Genomic DNA, 19544 nt, shown 5'->3' on the forward strand with positions numbered 1-19544 from the left:
GACGCGTGCTAGAACTCAAGGAGATCATCAAGGCCTACCAGACCGCCAACCTGGTACAGGTGGCGCTCAACAAGGTCTCCGTGTCCTTCCGCGACAACGAATTCGTGGCCGTCCTGGGGCAATCGGGTTCAGGGAAGACGACGATGCTCAACGTCATCGGCGGCCTCGACCGCTTCCAAAGCGGCGACCTCGTGATCGACGGCATCTCCACGAAGAATTACAAGGCGCGCGACTGGGACGCGTACCGAAACAACCGCATCGGCTTCGTCTTCCAGGCCTACAACCTGATCCCGCACCAGAGCGTCCTGTCCAATGTCGAGCTGGCCCTGACACTGTCGGGCGTCTCCCGCTCCGAACGACGTAAGCGCGCCCTCGATGCCCTGACTCGCGTCGGCCTGGCCGACCACGTCCACAAGAAGCCTTCGCAGATGTCGGGTGGCCAGATGCAGCGTGTCGCCATTGCGCGAGCCCTCATCAACGACCCCGAGATCCTCCTCGCGGACGAACCCACCGGCGCCCTCGACTCCAAGACCAGCGTTCAGGTCATGGACCTGCTGCGCGACGTGGCCCGCGATCGCCTGGTCATCATGGTCACGCACAACCCCGAGCTGGCCCACCAGTACGCCACCCGCATCGTCGAGCTGGCCGACGGAAGCATCGTCGCCGACTCCGATCCTTTCGTACCCACCGTCGAGGATCAGCGCACCGCCAAGCCCGCACGGCGCACCTCCATGGGCTTCCTGACCGCCCTGTCCCTGTCCGCCAACAACCTGATGACCAAGAAGGGCCGCACCCTCATGACCTCCTTCGCGGGGTCCATCGGCATCATCGGCATCGCCGCGATCCTCGCCCTGGCCAACGGGACGAACGCCTACATCCAAAAGACGGAAGAGGAAACCCTTGGGTCCTACCCGCTGACGATCCAAAAGAGCGGCGTCGACATGACCGCCGCGCTCTCCGTGTCGGCCTCGGACTCCGCAAAGGCGAAAACCGCGCCCGACGGGAAGGTGGGCGTGTCCGACATGCGCACCTTCGCCGACACGATCCGCGACGCGAAGACCAACGACCTGGCCTCCCTCAAGGTCTTCCTGGACAACAACGGCGGCGGCATCGAGACGATGACCAACGCCATCGAATACGACTACGACGTTGTCCCCCAGATCTACCAGTCCGACACCTCCAAGGCGACCGTCCAGGTCAGCCCCGACCAGTCCATGAAGCAGATGGAAACGGGTTTTGGCGCGGGTGCTTTCGGATCGATGATGGTCACCAACGCCTTCTACCAGATGCCCGCCACGTCCACTCTGTACACCTCCTCCTACAATGTGGTCGCAGGCGCCTGGCCGAAAGGCGCCAACGAGGTCGTCCTGGTCCTGGACGAGGACGGCAACATGCCCAACATCTTCGAGTACACGCTGGGCCTGAAAGACCACAAGGAATTCGACGACTTGATGCGCAAGTACTACCAGGGCGCCCTCGGTGGCACCTCCCAGTCCAGCGCGCAATCAGATACCCAATCGGGTGCCAGCGACGCCACCTACGACTACTCAACAATCCTGGGCACCACGTTCCGCCGCATCAACGCCTTCGACAAGTACACGTGGGACGAGACCTACAAGGTGTGGACCGACCGCTCTAACGATGCTGACTACATGAAGAAGCTCGTGGACGGCGGCCAGGAACTGACCATCTCCGGCATCGTCAAACCCAACTCCACCAAGGGCGGGGCCCTGCGCCAAGGCATCGCCTACACCCCCGCCCTCACCTACCAGATGATCGAGGAGGCCTCGGCCAGCCCCATCGTCAAAGCCCAACGCGCCAAACCCGACGTCGACGTCTTCACCGGCAAAACCTTCAAGGAACTCGCCGACAACCAAAAGAGCCAGTCCAGTGGCTTCGACATGTCCTCCCTGTTCACAATCGATCAGTCCAAGCTCTCAGCAGCCTTCCAAATCGACCCGAGCAAGCTCCAAATGGACCTGTCCGGCATGGACTTTAGCGGCCTCGACATGTCCGGCATAGACTTTAGCGGCCTCGACATGTCCGGACTGGACCTATCAGCCATCGACTGGCAGAACGTCGACCTCTCCGGTCTCGCCGCCCAATCGGGCGCCCAATCCGGTGCGGGCTTCGACTTCTCCGCCCTCAACCTCGCAGACCTCACAAAAGAACTGCCCCAGCTCGCCAACGTCGACTTCCCCACCATCATTCGATCCGCACTCGCGGACGGTGCCGTCAAAGACGGAGCAGCTCAATACCTGAGCACTCAAGCCAGTCAGATCGCCCAAGGCTTCCAGGACTACGCCCAGAAACAGATCGAGGAAGGCGGCACGACCGACTTCGCGACCCTGGCCTCGTCCTACTTCTCCCAGCCGGAAGTAATGGAACAGCTACGAGCGGCGGTCTCCTCCGACCAAGTCGTGGACGCCGACAAACTCACCGCCAACCTGACGGCTGCGCTCGGTAACGACCCCGCGCTCGCGCAGATCGGCCAGGACGTATCCACCCAGGTCATGAACGCCATCTCCGCCCAGATTGCCTCCCAATTCGGCGCCACCCTCACCCAGGGGGTGAGCGCCGTCATCGGACAGGTCATGCAAGAAACGATGACCAGTGCAATGACATCGATGATGACCCAGCTTTCCGGCGCGATCGGTCAACAGATGAACACGGTCATGAACCAGTTCGCGACCAGCATGTCCAGCGCATTCTCCGTTGACCCTGAAGCTTTTGCTTCGGCATTCACATCCAACGTGGACGATAAGTCCCTCGCAGCCCTCATGGCGACCATGTTCTCCACGAACGTGCCGACGCTGGAAACAAACCTGCGGACCCTGGGGTGGGCGGACATCGCCTCGCCGTCTAACATTTCGATCTACCCTAAGTCCTTCGCCGACAAAGATAACGTGAAGGCCGTGCTCGACACCTACAACAAGGACAACGAAGCGGCGGGCGCCACCGACAAAGTCATCACCTACTCCGACGTCATGGGCACCCTCATGAGCTCGGTGACCAAGATCGTCGACATCATCTCCTGGCTGCTCATTGCTTTCGTGTCGATCTCGCTCGTGGTCTCCTCCATCATGATCTCGATCATCACCTACATTTCGGTGCTCGAGCGCCGCAAAGAAATCGGCATCCTGCGCTCCATTGGGGCATCCAAGGGTGACATCTCCCGCGTCTTCAACGCGGAGACAGTCATCGAAGGCTTCCTCGCTGGCGTGATCGGCGTCGGCGTCACCTACGGTTTGTGCGCGGTCGCCAATTCGATTGCCTACGCCTCCTTCAACGTCGAGAACATCGCGCAGCTCTCACCGATCACTGCCGTCACGCTGATCGCCGTGTCGGTCGGGCTGACCGTCATCGCCGGCATTATCCCAGCCGCGCGTGCCTCCCGTCAGGATCCCGTCGAGGCTCTGCGATCGGAGTGAACGGAAGACGGCCTCAGCCCCGTTTTGCCGAGGCCGTAGCCTCGCCACGGGGCGCGCGCGGCTGCGCTAGTCTGGACGTAACGCTTGTCCACCAGCCGTAAGGAAAGAGGAATCATGCCCACCCCCGAGAATCTCGCCACCGACGCTACCGTAGCCATCATGCTGGCCGACGGCTTCGAAGAAGTTGAAGCCCTGGCCGTCGCCGACGTCCTGTTCCGCGCTGGCGTGCGCTCCGACCTGATCTCCGTCACCGACGCGCGTCACGTCACCAGCTCTCACGGTATCCGAGTGGTCGCCGACCTCATGCTCGACGACGTCGACCTATCGGCCTACACCGTGCTTTTCCTGCCCGGAGGTATGCCCGGCACCCTGGGATTGAAGGGAACTCCCGCCATACAGACCGAGGTCCTGCGCCGCGCGGACGCGCGCGAGCCGATCGCCGCCATCTGCGCAGCCCCCTCGATCCTGGCCGAACTGGGTGTCCTCGACGGTCGCCACGCGACCGCGAACCCCGCCTTCATTCAGGCGATTGCTGCCGGTGGGGCGATAGCCCACGAGAACCCGGTCGTCGTCGATGAGTTCGTGACTACTAGCCGCGGCGCCGGCACAGCCCTGGATCTCGGCCTCGAGATCGTGCGCCAACTCCTGGGCGAGACGACCGCCCAGGAAGTCTCCCGCGGCGTCGTCCTCACCCACTGACCCTCCCCCAGTCGTCTTTCCGAAAGGACACCCACCCCGCATGAGTCCGCGCAAGCCTCGTCCCTGGCCCGATACCCCCGCGTCCCTGGCGGCGCCCGTCGTGGACAACCACACGCACCTGCCCACCCACGCCGGTGAGATCCCCAGGCGCGAGGGCGTGGCGCTGGGCCTGGACGAGCAGCTGGACCGAGCCCGCGAGGTCGGCGTCACCGCGCTCATCTCGAGCGCGTGCGAGCTGCCCGACTTCGACCCGATGATCCAGCTGGCGAGGGACCACGAGGGCGTGCGCGTCGCGCTCGCCATCCACCCGAACGAAGCCGCCTTGCACGCGGGCTGCGCCGAACCCTCACCCGACGGGCTCACCCCGCGCGTGTGCGAGCACCACGTGCCGCTCGACGAAGCCCTCACCGCCGTCGAAGCACGCCTGAGCGACCCAACGGTCGTCGCGGTGGGGGAGAGCGGCCTGGACTACTTCCGCACCGCGGAAGCGGGGCGCCAGGCTCAGAAGGAATCCTTCCGCGCACACATCCAGATGGCTGCGCGCGCCGACCTGCCCCTGCAGATCCATGACCGCGAGGCGCACGAGGACACCCTGGCGATCCTGGGGGAGTGCGCCAGCACCGATCAGCGGATCGTGTTCCACTGCTACTCGGGGGACGCCGCCATGGCAGCTCACCTGGCCCAGCGCGGTTGGTACGCCTCCTTCGCGGGACCCATCACCTACCCGGCGAACTCGGACCTGCGCGCGGCGCTTGCAACCCTGCCGCGTGAACTCGTCCTCGTTGAAACCGACGCGCCCTATCTGACGCCCGTCCCGTGGCGCGGATGCCCCAACGCTTCCTACGTCATGGCCCACACCGTGCGTTTCATCGCGCAGCTGTGGGACGTCAGCGAGGCGGCGGCGTGCGACCAGCTACGAGCGAACACGCAGGCGGTCTACGGCTCCTGGTAAAGGCAGGAGCGAGCGTGAAGTGTATCAAAGTGCTCGCAAATTGGTAACAAATTGGTTACGGTTGGAGTGTCAGTCCGGTTCCGAACATCCACGCGCGACGGACCACCACCCCGAGCGGTGGCGCAATAGCGAGGCACCGGAGGCGGAAACTACAACGTCTGGAGACACGTGAGCCTGAAGCCCTCCCGCACAACCGTCATCTCCGTCGCCTCCGCGACGGCCCTCCTCGTGGCCGGCACGGCAGCAGCCGCCGTCGGCACCTCATACCGCCACGTCACCGTCGAAGTGGACGGCGTGAGCCGTGACGTGTCCGGCTTCTTCATTACCGCGGGCGATGCCCTGAACACCGCCGGCGTGTCCGTGGGCTCCCACGACCTCGTTGCCCCCGCCTCTGACCAGCGCGTCACAAACGGTGACACGGTCGTCGTTCGCACGGCCACCGAATACGACGTGACCGTCGATGGAAACCGGACCACCGCATGGTCCACGGCCTCGTCGATCTCCGGCGTCCTGTCCGCCCTGCCCGCCGTCTCCTCCTCGATGGCGGCCGACCGCTCCTACACGCGAGCTGAAATGCCCCTGGGCGAGGGCGGCGAAACCATCCACGTCGTCGCCGACGGCGCAACCACAGACGTCGTGGCATCCGCCGCTGAAGGCACAACCGCGATCCTTCAGAAAGCCGGCATTAGCGCCGGTCCCATCGACCGCGTCACCCTGGAAAACAGCGGCGGAGACATCACCCTGCGCGTGGCACGCGTCGTACGCGGCAACATCACGACAACGACCGAAATCCCCTACGACACCGAAGAACGCGAAGACGCCGAGGCCGAGCAAGGAACCGAGAAGACGATCCAGGAAGGCGTGGTCGGGTCGCAGACCACCGAGTCGTACCAGGAGACCATCGACGGACAAGTGACCGTCTCCGCGGTCCTGACCACGACGCGCACCGAGCCCACGCCTCGCATCATCTCCAAGGGCACCAAGGAAAAGAAAGCCGAGGAAACCAAGAACTCCTCCGATTCTTCATCCTCCTCGTCCTCCTCCTCATCTTCGTCATCGCCCGCCGTCGCTTCCGGCGACGACGCAGCCATCTGGGCGGCCATCGCCCAGTGTGAGTCCGGCGGCAACCCGTCGACCAACACGGGCAACGGCTACTACGGCATGTACCAGTTCTCCCTGCCCACGTGGCAGTCCGTGGGCGGCACCGGTCTGCCCTCCGACGCGTCGGCTGAAGAACAGACAATGCGTGCGCGCATGCTCCAGCAGCGCGCCGGTTGGGGTCAATGGGGCTGTGCCTACAAGCTCGGCCTCGTCTAACGTGACATTCCCCCCGCAGGCGCCGCAGTCATAGCGTCCGCGAGGGCTACCGCGCTAAGCTGACCAGCAGTACTAGAATCGAGAAATCGGGAGTACCGTGAGCCACCACCTGAGCAACTCTTTGAGCGCTTCCGCAGCCAGTGCCCTGCACGTCCTCGGCGGACGCCTACGCACTTTCGCTCCCTCCCCTCGTGTCGTCCTAGGCACGGCGGCCCTCGCCTCCGCGGGTGTCCTCGGGATCGTCGGCGTGGGAGTCGCGTCCTCGCACACGACGGTCATGCTCGAAGTGAATGGTGTGTCTCGTCCCGTCACCGCGTGGGGCAACACTGTCGGTGACGCGCTCGCCGTTGCGGGCGTGAAGGTCGGCAGCTCCGACTTGGTTCAGCCGGGTGTCGGCGACGTTGTGCGGGAGGGCGACACGATCGTCGTGCGTACCTCCAAGGCATACACGGTGACCGTCGACGGTCAAGCGCGAACCCTGTGGACCACAGCCGCGTCAGCCGACGGCATCCTGGCGGACGCGGCGCCGCTCGGCTCCACGGTCACCCTGGCAGCCGATCGTTCCGCGTCGCGCGATGATCTGACTCCGCTCGTGTCGCGTGCGCGCAACGTCATCGTCAACGTCGATGGCACCACGCGTGAAGTCGCCGTGCGTCCCGGTCAGGATGCCCGCGCGATCCTGGAGGCCGCTGGCGTGTCGGTTCACCCCCTTGACCGCGTGGCTGTCGAGAACAACCAGACCGGCGAGTTGACGATCAACGTCAGTCGCGTGACCCGCGGCCAGGCCACGGAAACCGTCGACATCCCGTTCAGCGAAACCACGACGACCAGTGCCGACATGTTCGTCGGTGAATCCCAGGTGACCACGACCGGCGTGAACGGCGTGACCACCTGGACGGTGTGGCAGGAAAAAGACGGCGATCAGGTCTTGACCTCCGTGCCGATCACCGAGCATTCCACCTCCCAGCCTGTTACTCAGGTGCGCGCCGAAGGAACGAAGGAAGCCACACCGGCTGCCCTCGTGGCCGCCGGCATTGACCCGAAGGCCACCTTGGAGGAGAAAACCGAGGCCAACGGGACCACGTCGGTGCGCTACCGCGCGACGCTCGGTTCTTTGTCCACGAAGGAAGAGATCGCCGCGATCGCTGGCGACAAGAACACCGACGCCGCCACGCAGGCAGCTGCCGCTGCCGCTGCCGCGGATGTCGGTGCCGTTCCTACCACCTACTCCGGCGAGGACCCGCGTTCCCTGGCCAAGCCCCTCGTTGATGCACAGGGATGGGGTAGCAGCGAGTATCAGTGCCTGATTCAGCTGTGGAACCGTGAGTCTCAGTGGAACCCGTATGCTGAGAATGCTTCCTCGGGCGCCTACGGTATTCCGCAGGCCCTGCCGGGTTCGAAGATGGCCTCGGCCGGTGCGGATTGGCGGACCAACCCCGTCACGCAGATCAACTGGGGTATCGGCTACATCAAGAGCCGCTATGGCACTCCCTGCTCCGCGTGGGCGCACTCAAACGCGGTGGGCTGGTACTAAGCCTGAGAGCTTGCGAGGGCCGGGTCTGACAACGTGTGTTGTCGGGCCCGGTTCTTTTTCTCGGCGCGGGTGGAGTCGTGCTGGTGTGGTGGTTGTGCTTGTGGGCGCTCTGGCTCTCAGAGCGCGCTCATCCGGATAGGTAACGAACATCTGGATAGGTTATGAGCATCCGGATAGCTTATTAACCTATCCGGATGTGGCTAACCTATCCGGATGCGCAGCCTGGCCTGGCTTGGCGCGGTACTGGGGGCTCATGCGTCGCCCAGGCTTGGCGCGGCTCCCTGACCTGGTCGGATTCGATGCCTGGGCTGAGCTTGGCGCGGTGCCCAGTCCTGGCTTTGTGGGCTGGGTGGGCTGTGGGGTGCGCATCTCGGCGCGGGCGTAGGTGGATGGGCGTGAGTATCTGGATAGGTAACGAACATCTGGATAGGTTATGAGCATCCGGATAGCTTATTAACCTATCCGGATGTGGCTAACCTATCCGGAAGCGTGCAACCTATCCGGATGCGCGTAACCTATCTGCGTAGCGCCGGGGTTGCGCCAACTTGACACTTACCGTTCAATTCTCGTGAAGGTTACCTAATATTCATCGTAATTGTGCCAGTGAGGACGTCGTGGGTTTTTCTGCCGTTGCTAAAGTGGCTGTGTTTGTGGTGATCGCTGGTGCAGGATTCGCCGGTGGCATGACGGCGGCCCCGGTCTTCGGTGTAGAGCCAGCGCAGGATCGGGGCGCGGAACCTGTTGTTACCGTTGACACGACTCTCGTGAAAAACTCTTTCGCTTACATTGGTGAACTCGCCACCGAGTCCTACAACTTCACCCAGGTGGGGAAATACTCTGAGGAGGGAACCAAGGTGTTCGGCATGGAAGTGCCGGGCACGGGCGCCCATTACCTCATCACCTATTCGGGTGAGGTGAAGGCCGGAGTGGCCGATGTGAGCCAGATTCAGGTCGAGGTTGACGAGGCAGGTCACGTTGTGACGGTGACCGTGCCTGCTGTCGAAGTTCTCTCCGCCTCCATCGACCCTGCCTCCGTCGAGACCTACGACCAGTCTTTCTCCGTCGTCAACCAGATCGAGGTCGGAGAAGTCACCACCTTCCTGGCGGAACGGGAGACCGCCGCCGCAGATGAGGCTATCTCCAAGGGATTGCTTGACAAGGCGCAGGGGCGCTTGGAAGACATTGTGAAGAAGCAGGCCAACGCCGTTCTCGGAGAGTAGGCCGCCAAGTACGAGGTGCGTGTCGTCATTGCTCCTGCCCCCGCTGAGTGAGTGGTCGCGCCACGCGGCTCGCGCCGCCCGGCCTCGGCCCCGTTTTCAGTTTCGCACGTAATTCCCTCGTGACTGTTTCAAGATTTGAAATCACATCGTTGAAATCATGCGGTTTTGAGCCGTAGTTCAAAACTGAACAGGTTAAATTATGTGCGAGATTGTTGGGGAACTAGGGATTGTGGCACCAGCGCGGCTTGTGGCACCAGCGCGCCTCGCGGCTCGCGGCTCACGCCGCCCGGCCCCCGCCACGTGGCTCACGCCGCCCGGCCCCGGCCTTGCGGGCGCTGTGCACTAGACTTGCTAGCGTGAGCCGATCCCCCCGCCAACGCGACACGCGCCGCCGCATCGACCCGTCCCTGCCCGAGGGCGCCGTCCCCTCCGAGACGGGTCTGCTCGGCCCCCTTGAAGTGAAGGCCATCTCCGAGGCGCTCGGTATTCGCCCCACGAAGGTGCTGGGCCAGAACTTCGTGCACGACGCGGGTACGGTGCGCAAGATCGTCGCGGTCGGCGGCGTCGTGGAAGGCGACGAGGTCGTCGAGGTCGGCCCCGGCCTCGGCTCACTGACCCTGGCGCTCCTGGAAGTCGGCGCGCGCGTGAGGGCCGTCGAGATCGATCCGCGTTTGGCCGCCGCCCTGCCTGAGACGGTGCGCGCCCGCATGGGCGAGGCCGTCGGCCGTTTCCACGTCGTCACCATGGACGCCACGCAAATCAAGGGTGTCGACGACTTCGGCGTGGACTGGCCCGCCCCCACGAAGCTCGTGGCGAACCTGCCGTACAACGTGGCCGTACCGGTTCTGCTCAACATGCTTCAGGCTTTCCCCTCCATCCAGGGCGTCGTCGTCATGGTCCAAGCCGAGGTCGCGGATCGCCTGGCCGCAGGCCCCGGATCGCGCACATACGGCGTGCCCTCCGTCAAGGCCTCCTGGTACGGGACGGTCGAGCGTGTCGGGACGATCGGCCGCTCCGTGTTCTGGCCCGTGCCCGGCGTCGATAGTGCCCTCGTGCGCCTAACCCGACTGAAGGCTCCGCGCGGCGACGACGAGCTGCGTCGTGCCACCTTCGAGGTCACCGACGTGGCTTTCGGCCAGCGCCGTAAGACCCTGCGCGCGGCACTCAAGAATTGGGCGGGCGGCCCCGAGGCGTCCGAGGCCCTCCTGTCCGCTGTCGGCATCGACCCGACGCGCCGCGGCGAGACCCTCTCGATCGACGAGTTCGTCGAGCTGGGACGCGCCGTCATCGATGCCCGAGGCCGTGGCGCCCTCGCGCCCTCGACCGCGGCCCGCTGAGGGCCGCCGGTAGGAACCAGCTAGGAAGAAGGAATCGCATGCGTGAAGTGCGCGCCAGTGCGCCCGGCAAAGTGAACCTGACACTGCGCGTGGGTGCGCCCACGCCCGACGGCTACCACCCCCTGGTCACGGTCTTCGAGGCCTTGGACCTGCGTGAGACCGTCACCGTGCGCACCTCCAAGACGCCGGGCGTGCGCGTCGAGACGGTCGCGTACCTGCCCGACGGCAGCGTCGACGAGGCCACGACCCGCGCGATGGCGGACCTGGATCCGCAGGCTCACCTGGCGGTGCGCGCCGCACGCGTCCTCCAGCGCCTCGCCGCCGCGGGCTCCTGGGCGTCCACCGCCGCGGGACTGAGCATCCGCGTCGACAAGCGCGTCCCCGTCGCCGGCGGTATGGCCGGTGGGTCCGCCGACGCGGCCGCCGCCCTGGTGGCCTGCAATGAGCTGTGGGAGCTGAGCCTGGGCGCCGAGCAGCTCCAGGCGATCGGTCGTTCGCTGGGCGCCGACGTGCCCGCCTGCATGGCCGGCGGCATCGCACTGGGTACCGGGCGCGGCGACCACATGAGCGTTTTGCGCGAGGGGGACGAGGCCGGGGCTGGGCACCACTGGGTGATGCTCCTCGCCCGCGAGGGCCTGTCCACTCCGTCGGTGTTCCGCGAGTTCGACCGGCTCGACGCGGCGGGTGCGCCCGCCCTCGCCGAACCCGCGCCCGAGGAGGTTGCCGCCCTGTGCGCGGGACCCGAGGATCTGCGCCACTGCCTCGTGAACGACTTGCAGGCCCCCGCACTGCGCCTGCGCCCCGAGCTGGCCGAGACCATCGCCGCCGCGCAGGACGCGGGAGCCCTGGCGGTCACGCTGTCCGGGTCCGGCCCGACTGTCGCGGCCCTCGCGCGCGACGCCGAGCACGCCTACGCCCTTGCGGACGCCCTGAGTGATGCCCCCACGGTCGCGCGCGCGATCCCCACCCGCGGGCCCGCGCGTGGCGCCCGCATCGAATCGACGGAGGCCATCTGATGGCGCACCTGCTCGGAACTCAGAACGTCGGCGCCCTCGCGGGGTCGCGCAAGCTCCTCGAAGGGGTCACGGTCGGCCTCGACGACGGCAGCCGCGTCGGCATCCTCGGCCCCAACGGCGCGGGAAAGTCAACGCTCCTGCGCATCGTCGCCGGCACGCAGGAACCCGACGGGGGAGTGGTGACCCGCCGCGACGGCGTGCGCGTCGCCGTCCTGACCCAGGCGGACACCCTCAACCCCGAGGACACCGTCATCCAGGCCGTTCACCCCGGCATGGAGGAGTACGAGTGGGCCTCCGACCCGGCCGTGCGTGACATCCACGCCGGCCTCCTCGCCGACATCGACGCCGCGGCCCTCGTCGGCACCCTGTCGGGCGGACAGCGCCGCCGCGTCGCGCTCGCCCGCGTGCTCGCGGCCACCGCCGACATCGTGTGCCTGGACGAGCCCACCAACCACCTCGACGTCGAGGGCGTGGCCTGGCTGGCCGCCCACCTGAACGCCCGCTTCGCTCGCCCCGGCGCGTCCGGCGCGCTCCTGGCGGTCACCCACGACCGCTGGTTCCTCGACGCCGTGTGCGAGCACATCTGGGAGGTCGTCCCCGGCGTCGACCCGGGTGGTGACCGCCCGCAGATAGCCGGGCACGTCGAAATCTACGACGGCTCTTACGCCGCCTACACGCTGGCGCGCGCCGAGCGCATGCGCCAGGCGGACGTGGCTGCCGCCAAGCGCGCGAATCTGCTGACCAAGGAGCTCGCGTGGCTGCGCCGCGGGGCGCCCGCCCGCACGTCGAAGCCGAAGTTCCACATTGCTGCCGCCGAGGCCCTCATCGCCGACGTGCCGCCCCCGCGCGACACCGTCGAGCTGGTCAAGATGGCGACCGCGCGCCTGGGCAAGGACGTCATCGACCTTGAGGACGTGTCCGTGTCCTTCACACGCCCCGACGGCTCGCGCCTGGACATCCTTGAAGGCGTCACCTGGCGCCTGGCCCCCGCCGAACGCGTCGGCATCGTGGGCGTCAACGGCGCTGGTAAGACGACGATCCTGAACCTGCTGCGCGGCGACCTCGAGCCCACCTCGGGGCGCGTCAAGCGCGGCAAGACCGTTCAGGTCGCCACCCTCTCTCAGGACACGCACGAGCTCGACGCCCTGGCTGACATGCGCGTCGTCGAGGCTGTCGCAGACGTCGCCCAGAGTGTCGTCGTGGACGGCAAGGAGGTCAGCGCCTCCCAGATGACGGAGCGCATGGGGTTCACGCGCGCCCGAGCCTACACGCGCATCAGCGAGATCTCGGGCGGCGAGCGCCGACGCCTCCAGCTCATGCGCCTGCTCATGAGCCAGCCGAACGTACTGCTCCTCGATGAGCCCACGAACGACCTGGACACCGACACGCTGGCGTCCATGGAGGATCTGCTCGACACGTTCCCGGGTACCCTCGTCGTCGTCTCCCACGACCGCTACCTCCTTGAGCGCGTCACCGACCATCAGGTCGCCCTCCTCGGCGACGGACAGGTCCGGGCGCTGCCCGGGGGTGTCGAGCAGTACCTGCAGATGCGCGCCTCCGGCGACGTTGGGGCTTTCGGGTCGTCCTCTCGCGCCGACGAGGCCGGCTCCGCCTCCCGCTTGGCGGTGTCCTCCGCGCATGCTTCCTCGGGCGAGGAAGGCGCGGGGCTGGGGAGCGCTCGCGGCGGCGTGAGTGACGCGGCGGCGCGGCGCGCGGCTAAGAAGGAAGTGGCCCGCATTGAACGTAGGCTGGAGCGCCTGCGTGCCGAGGCCTCGAACCTGGAGTCTCGGTTGGAGTCGTTGTCTATCACGGTGGCGTCGGACGCCTCTGTCGTCTCAGAATTGACGACGGTGTCCGTGAAGCATCAGGACATCTTGGGGGAAATTGAAGGGCTGGAGGAGGCCTGGCTGGAGGCGGCCGAGGCTGCCGAGTAAAGCGGGGGAGAGGTGTTGCCGTCTCCTCGTTGCGGGCGTGGTGGCAACGATGCGACGCTGTGGGACGAGCCGACTGAATTATATTGACAGTCAATTAGCTTCGGCGTTCGGTCGGCTTTATGACGGGCCGACCGACACTGCGAAAATTTCCCAGCAACTTTTTGACAGTGGTCACAATCCTCTACCATGAGGCCGCGTCCTCCCTTGTAGGAAGGCGCAGGAGCGAGGCGACGCGCCCCGCGCGCCCCTCCGGGCATGGATTGAGGAACAAAAAACAGATGAAACGCGGACCATTCATTGCCGGCGTGAGCGCCCTCGGCGTCATCGCGCTGGTTCCCGCCCTGATTCCCTCCGCGGTGGCGGCCGACGACCACTACGGCGCGAATCTTCCCTACACCCGCTACGAGGCGGAGGAAGCGAGCCGATCGGAGGGGACCAGCCTCGAACGATCGGACGACCTCGAGTCGACTGCGATTGAGGCCTCGGGCCAGTCCTACGTGGCCCTGACGAGCAAGGACTCCTCCGTCGACTTCACGGCCTCGGTTCCGGGTAATGCACTGGACCTGCGCTTCACGCTACCCGACCACGCGAGCGGGCGGGTCGATGTTCGCGTCAACGGTGAGAGCGCTGCATCCCTCGACCTGTCCTCTGAGACCGCCTGGCAGTATGTCGGCGGTGATCACGTGTACGACGAACCCGGTCAGGCACCCTCCACCACGAGCGCGCGTTTCCGCTTCGACGAGGCGCACACCCTGCTGAATCGCCAGGTCCACAAAGGTGACCATATCCAGATCGTCAAGGTCGGTGACGACCAGAACGCCTACGGCATCGACTTCATTGAGCTTGAGGAAGCGCTGCCTGAGATTTCGCGTCCAGCTGGAGCGGTTAGCATCGCCGACTACCGGGGTGCCAAGCCCGGCGACGGCGTGGATGATTCCGATGCTCTCATATGGGCGATGAATGAGGCCGCGAACTCCGCCTCGAAGACGGTCTACATCCCTGCGGGCAGCTGGGAGCTGGGACGAAAGATCGGCGTCGATCATTCCGACCTGACGATCCGGGGTGCGGGCATGTGGTACACGAACCTGCGTTTCACCTCCGATCAGGCCGGTGGTGGAGGCTTCGTCTTCGACCGTGGCGTGGGCGGCGTGACCGTGACTGACTTCTACATGTCCTCTGCTTTGACTTCACGTTACGGCGAGAAGGCACAGTACAAGGGCTTTGCTGGCTCGGCTGGGGCGAACACTCGCGTCGCCAACGTGTGGGTCGAGCACTTTGAGTGCGGCTTCTGGATGGGCGACTACGTGGACGCTAGCCAGATGACCTACACGGACGGCATGGTCATCGAGAACGCTCGTATTCGCAACAACTTCGCGGATGGCGTCAACTTTGCGCAGGGCACCGCGAACTCGACGGTTCGTAACTCCTCGGTGCGCGGTAACGGTGACGACGGCCTCGCCTCGTGGTCGAGTATCGACGCGTCGACGAACAGTCAGGCACGCGTCGCTGAGGCCAATTCTTTCGTCGATAACACGATTGAGCTGGGGTGGCGGGCCTCGGGTATTGGCATCTTCGGCGGCAAGTCCCACCTCATCCGCGATAACCTGCTGATCAATAATTTCTCCGGAGCTGGTATCCGTCTGAACACGGTGTTCGATGGCCATAACTATGACCTGAACACGGATGGCGGCATCACGATTGCACACAACAAGCTGGTGCGCTCGGGAACGACGAACGACTTTTATGGCAATACGCGCGGCGCGATCGACTTCCAGGAGGTCAAGGGCGACATCCGCAATGTCTCGGTGAGCGACAATGTCATCGTGCGCCCCTACGCCGAGGAGATTCGCGCCGACTTCGGCCTCGGCGAGAGTGCTCTGTCGTCTCGCGGCATCACGTTGCGCGATAACAAGCGTGATGACGAGGCCGGCTACACAGCCAAGAGCCAAGTCGTGAACTATGCGCAGGTCGATGGCTTGGTTGTTCGCGGTATCCCGGAGACGGATGACTTCAGTCTCTACTGGTTCCAGGGTGAGGAAAGCGGGCCGGACGGTACGACCCACCGCTACTGGGTTTCGAAGGCTGATGGCGTTGAGCTGACCAGCGACATGGAGTACACGCAGGAAGGCGGCGTGCGGGTCTATAACGTGACGACCGGCGATGCGCCTTCGTATCTGCCCGTCTCCTCAACTGATTTCTCGGGGTCCTATAGGTATGTTGGTGATCTGGCGCGCTCGCAGTCGGCCGATGATGGGACGACGATCGTGATCCGCTTCTGGTCCGCGAAGTGATCTGACTGCGGGTTTGTTGTCGCAATCGCTCGCGCTGCCTCGGTAGTGCGGGCGAATTGTGTCACGTGACGTGGACGAGGCCGGGGCGCAGTGGGCGATGGCGGATTCTTTGGAGGGGGGTGTGTTTGTGGGACGCGCTGTGGTTGATGTGGGGTCCCGGTTGGCTTCCGACATAGGTATGGCAAAGGTGAGCAGCACAGGCTCACCTACCCCAATTACGCAAAAGGAATCGCTTTTTTATTTGCGTAATTAGTGATGATGAAAGCGCGAAAATATATCCGCCTGTGGGCAATGAATGCCTTGGAATTGCAACGAAAAACAGCTTCGTTTGCACATGTTGCGAAAAGGCGTATCACTGGAGTCAACAGCGCGACCACCCGGTCGCGACCGACCCAGTGAACGGCCCCACGGGGCCACGTTGTAAAGGACACTACCATGGCAGATATGCCCCGCATCCTCGACTGCTCCGTCACCGACTGCTCCTACAACAAGGAGAAGAGCTGCGGAGCCGCCGCGATCACCGTCGGCTACTCGACCTCCTGCACAACCTTCATTCCGCTGACCGTCAAGGGTGGCCTCGCCAAGGCCAATTCTTTCGTCGGCGCCTGCCAGAAGGCTGACTGCGTCCACAACTCCGACCTTGAATGCACCGCCGCCTCTATCTCCGTTGGCGCGGGCACCGCGGACTGCCTCTCCTTCCAGGAGCGCTGAACGCACCACAAGCGTACGAGGCCGTGGCGGGTACCCCTGCCGCGGCCTCGTCGTGTGCCTCGCAGTGACTATTTATCGTCCGTCGCTCGAGCGCACCCGCAGGGTGGGGTGGGGACTCAGGCCGCGTTGACCGTTCCAGATGAGGTTGACGACGTGTGCGGCGACCTCGTCCTTCTTCATGCGGCGCTCATCCAGCCACCACTGGCCGACCTGGGCGATGAGGCCGACCAGCATCTGCGCGTACAGGGGCGACCAGGTGGTGTCGAAGTTGGAACGTTTGAACTGCTCGGCGATGATGTGTTCGACGCGAGTGGCGACGTCGCCCATGATCGACGAAAACGATCCGGCCGTGCGATCCGAGGGGGCGTCGCGCACCAGGACCCGGAAGCCGTCCGTGTTGCGCTCAATGTAATCTAGCAGACCCAGGGTCGCGTTCTCCAAAATGAGACGCGGACGCTCCGAGGATTCCAGCGATGACTGTAGTGAGGTGATGAGCGCCTGCACCTCGCGGTCGACGATCACCGCGTACAGCCCTTCCTTGCCGCCGAAATGCTCGTAGATCACGGGCTTGGAGACCTTTGCGCGAGTTGCGATCTCCTCGACGCTGGTTGCTCCGAATCCCTTTTCTGCGAACAGGGAACGGCCCACGCTCACCAGCTGTTCGCGGCGCGCAAAGCCGCTCATGCGTGTCCTCTTCTCAGCCATGCCCTCCAGTATCACACGGGACGAGGCCCCGGCGGGGCGGGCGATCAGAGCTGGGTGTGTGGCGCGTTTGAAAGGGCATGCGGACTCCGGGTATTATCACCGTGGACGCATTCCGCCTTGGTGTAACGGCAGCACAGAGGTTTTTGGTGCCTTTAGTCTAGGTTCGAATCCTAGGGGCGGAGCGATCGGACCCGTTGGGGTCCGTTAACCCCCTGAGGAGGAACATGTCTCGCCCCGCCGCCGTCATCGTCCTGGCCGCCGGTCAGGGAACGCGCATGAAATCAGCCCTCCCGAAGGTTGTGCATCCCCTTGCTGGCTTGTCCATGATCGGTCACGCGCTGCGGGCAGCCAGCGGCCTCGATCCCGATCATGTGGTCGCCGTTGTGCGTCACCAGCGTGAGGTCGTCGCCGCAGAAATTGCGCGTGTGAATCCGGGGGCCATCATCGCCGACCAGGATGAGATCCCCGGCACTGGACGCGCTGTTCAGTGTGGTCTTGCTGCGCTTGACGCTGCGGTTGCCCCGACCTGCGGAACCATCGTCGTCACCTACGGTGATGTTCCCCTCCTGTCCACCGACACTCTCGCCGAGCTGGTCGCCACTCACGAGAGCGCGGGTCATGCGGTGACAGTCCTGACTTCGCGCGTCGATGACCCGACCGGATACGGGCGCATTATCCGCGATGACTCCGGCACGGTCACTGCCATCGTTGAGCAACGTGACGCGACGCCCGAGCAGGCCGCCATCAACGAGATCAACGCCGGTATCTATGCTTTCGACGCGGACTTCCTGCGCGCATCCCTGGCTTCCCTGGGGACAGACAACGATCAGGGCGAGGTGTATCTGACTGACGTTCTGGCGGCAGCGGCCCCCGCCGGACGCACCGCCGGAGCGCTCGAGCTTACCGACCATTGGCAGAGCGCTGGCGCGAATGACCGTGTCCAGCTCGCAGAGCTGGGTGCCGAACTCAACAAACGCATTTGCGCTGCGCTCATGCGCTCCGGCGTGACCATCGTCGATCCGGCCTCCACCTGGATCGATGTTGATGTGCAGGTCGGCGCGGACACCACGATCTACCCTGGCAGCTGCCTGCGGGGTACTACCACTGTTGGAGCCGACTGTGAAATCGGTCCTAACGCCACGCTGATCGATGCGGAAATCGGGGATCGCGCCGTGGTTCCTTCCGCGTGGGTCGGTCAGGGCTGCGTTGCAGCCGATACGATGGTTACGCCCTATAGCACCATCGGCACACTGATCGTGGCGCGTCGCGCCTGATCCAACACAAGGAGAGACAACCGCATGAGCGGACTGGTGACCACCGGAGAGAAAAACCTCGTCCTCGTTTCTGGACGAGCTCACATGGACCTGGCTCACGCCGTGGGCGAGGAAATCGGATGTGGGGTTTCGCCGGTGACGGCCTACGACTTCGCCTCCGGCGAGATTTACGTGCGCTTCAACGAGTCCGTTCGCGGCGCCGACGTGTTCGTCCTGCAGTCCATCGCGGGCGACATCAATAAGTGGCTCATGGAGCAGCTCATCATGATTGACGCTGCGAAGCGTGCTTCCGCGAAGCGCATCACCGTGGTTGCTCCTTTCTACCCATACTCGCGCCAGGACAAGAAGCATCAGGGCCGCGAACCCATCTCTGCCCGCCTCGTGGCCGACCTGTATCGTGCCGCTGGTGCTGACCGCATCATGAGTGTGGACCTGCACGCCTCGCAGGAGCAGGGTTTCTTCGATGGTCCCGTCGATCACCTCTTCGCGATGCCGGTTCTCGTGGACTACGTGCGTGGCCGCGTCGACCTGTCCAACACGGCTGTTGTTTCCCCTGACGCGGGCCGTATCAGGGTCGCCGAAAAGTGGTCGAAGAAGCTGGGTGGCGCGCCCCTCGCCTTCGTTCATAAGACCCGTGACACGACCCGCCCGAACGTCGCAGTCGCAAACCGTGTCGTCGGTGACGTCGCTGGCAAGGAATGTGTCCTGGTCGATGACATGATCGACACGGCAGGCACGATCACCGAAGCGATCAATGTACTCAACAACGCCGGTGCTAAGAAAGTCATCGTCGTGGCCACCCACGGCATCCTCTCCGACCCCGCCACTAAGCGTCTCTCCGAGTCCGGTGCCGCCGAGGTCGTTGTCACCGACACCTTGCCGATCCCTGCCGAGAAACGCTTCGAGCAGCTCACCGTTTTGTCGATCGCGCCGCTTCTGGCCCGCGCGATCCACGAGGTTTTTGAAGACGGTTCTGTCACATCCTTGTTTAACTGACCGTCTTCCGCTTCACATCCGCCCTCGCCGTAAGGTACCCTGTTGGGGTTGCTCCGGCGAGGGCGGATCCGTATCCGCCGTTATCGACAGGGCCTGAATTGAGATGCCTCGCGTTTCCTTCACTCTG

Annotated in this window: 14 protein-coding genes and 1 tRNA gene; 14 read left to right on the plus strand and 1 reads right to left on the minus strand. The window is 64.6% G+C overall.

The genetic code is table 11. The features are described from left to right. Positions 1 to 5: 5 nt before the first annotated feature. The 11 genes from RYL44_RS04815 to RYL44_RS04865 all read left to right on the plus strand — a co-directional run bounded on the left by RYL44_RS04815 (position 6) and on the right by RYL44_RS04865 (position 16442). Positions 6 to 3431 (plus strand): ATP-binding cassette domain-containing protein, encoded by a 3426-nt coding sequence (locus RYL44_RS04815; protein WP_314975247.1) that lies wholly within the window; start codon positions 6 to 8, stop codon positions 3429 to 3431. A 114-nt stretch (positions 3432 to 3545) separates the two neighbouring features. Beyond that, positions 3546 to 4130: a DJ-1 family glyoxalase III gene (locus RYL44_RS04820; RefSeq protein ID WP_073982814.1), complete on the plus strand. Its 585-nt coding sequence runs from the start codon at positions 3546 to 3548 to the stop codon at positions 4128 to 4130. Between the two features lie 40 nt (positions 4131 to 4170). Then, on the plus strand, positions 4171 to 5082 hold the full coding sequence (locus RYL44_RS04825) for a TatD family hydrolase (RefSeq protein WP_314975248.1): 912 nt from the start codon (positions 4171 to 4173) through the stop codon (positions 5080 to 5082). A gap of 168 nt (positions 5083 to 5250) precedes the next feature. Beyond that, positions 5251 to 6399, plus strand: a complete 1149-nt coding sequence (locus RYL44_RS04830; RefSeq protein ID WP_314975249.1) for a transglycosylase family protein — start codon at positions 5251 to 5253, stop codon at positions 6397 to 6399. Positions 6400 to 6496: 97 nt separating this feature from the next. Next, positions 6497 to 7933 carry an aggregation-promoting factor C-terminal-like domain-containing protein gene (locus tag RYL44_RS04835; protein ID WP_314975250.1) on the plus strand — a complete coding sequence of 479 codons (1437 nt, stop codon included), beginning with the start codon at positions 6497 to 6499 and terminating at the stop codon, positions 7931 to 7933. A gap of 614 nt (positions 7934 to 8547) precedes the next feature. Then, positions 8548 to 9153 carry a DUF4230 domain-containing protein gene (locus tag RYL44_RS04840; protein WP_314975251.1) on the plus strand — a complete coding sequence of 202 codons (606 nt, stop codon included), beginning with the start codon at positions 8548 to 8550 and terminating at the stop codon, positions 9151 to 9153. 356 nt (positions 9154 to 9509) lie between these two features. After that, positions 9510 to 10490: a 16S rRNA (adenine(1518)-N(6)/adenine(1519)-N(6))-dimethyltransferase RsmA gene (gene rsmA / locus RYL44_RS04845; protein ID WP_314975252.1), complete on the plus strand. Its 981-nt coding sequence runs from the start codon at positions 9510 to 9512 to the stop codon at positions 10488 to 10490. A gap of 38 nt (positions 10491 to 10528) precedes the next feature. After that, on the plus strand, positions 10529 to 11506 hold the full coding sequence (locus RYL44_RS04850; RefSeq protein WP_314975253.1) for a 4-(cytidine 5'-diphospho)-2-C-methyl-D-erythritol kinase: 978 nt from the start codon (positions 10529 to 10531) through the stop codon (positions 11504 to 11506). Next, complete coding sequence (locus tag RYL44_RS04855; RefSeq protein ID WP_314975254.1) at positions 11506 to 13440, plus strand: ABC-F family ATP-binding cassette domain-containing protein; 1935 nt, start codon at positions 11506 to 11508, stop codon at positions 13438 to 13440. Before RYL44_RS04850 ends, RYL44_RS04855 begins: the two co-directional genes overlap by 1 nt. Positions 13441 to 13718: 278 nt before the next feature. Continuing rightward, positions 13719 to 15731, plus strand: coding sequence for a right-handed parallel beta-helix repeat-containing protein (locus RYL44_RS04860; protein WP_314975255.1), 2013 nt, complete (start codon positions 13719 to 13721; stop codon positions 15729 to 15731). 435 nt (positions 15732 to 16166) lie between these two features. Then, positions 16167 to 16442 (plus strand): DUF1540 domain-containing protein, encoded by a 276-nt coding sequence (locus RYL44_RS04865; RefSeq protein WP_276739570.1) that lies wholly within the window; start codon positions 16167 to 16169, stop codon positions 16440 to 16442. A gap of 72 nt (positions 16443 to 16514) precedes the next feature. On the opposite strand, the gene RYL44_RS04870 is transcribed toward RYL44_RS04865, so the two are convergent. Then, positions 16515 to 17147, minus strand: a complete 633-nt coding sequence (locus RYL44_RS04870) for a TetR/AcrR family transcriptional regulator (RefSeq protein WP_073982807.1) — start codon at positions 17145 to 17147, stop codon at positions 16515 to 16517. 111 nt (positions 17148 to 17258) lie between these two features. Here RYL44_RS04870 and RYL44_RS04875 point away from each other — a divergent pair. The 3 genes from RYL44_RS04875 to RYL44_RS04885 all read left to right on the plus strand — a co-directional run bounded on the left by RYL44_RS04875 (position 17259) and on the right by RYL44_RS04885 (position 19417). Then, positions 17259 to 17329: transfer RNA gene (locus tag RYL44_RS04875), tRNA-Gln, on the plus strand. 42 nt (positions 17330 to 17371) lie between these two features. After that, positions 17372 to 18421 (plus strand): bifunctional UDP-N-acetylglucosamine diphosphorylase/glucosamine-1-phosphate N-acetyltransferase GlmU, encoded by a 1050-nt coding sequence (locus tag RYL44_RS04880; protein ID WP_314975256.1) that lies wholly within the window; start codon positions 17372 to 17374, stop codon positions 18419 to 18421. A gap of 24 nt (positions 18422 to 18445) precedes the next feature. Then, entirely contained in the window at positions 18446 to 19417 is a 972-nt protein-coding gene (locus RYL44_RS04885) for a ribose-phosphate diphosphokinase (RefSeq protein ID WP_073982805.1), read from the plus strand. Positions 19418 to 19544: the final 127 nt, after the last annotated feature.

The sequence above is a fragment of the Actinomyces bouchesdurhonensis genome, assembly GCF_963540955.1.
Classification (GTDB): domain Bacteria; phylum Actinomycetota; class Actinomycetes; order Actinomycetales; family Actinomycetaceae; genus Pauljensenia; species Pauljensenia bouchesdurhonensis.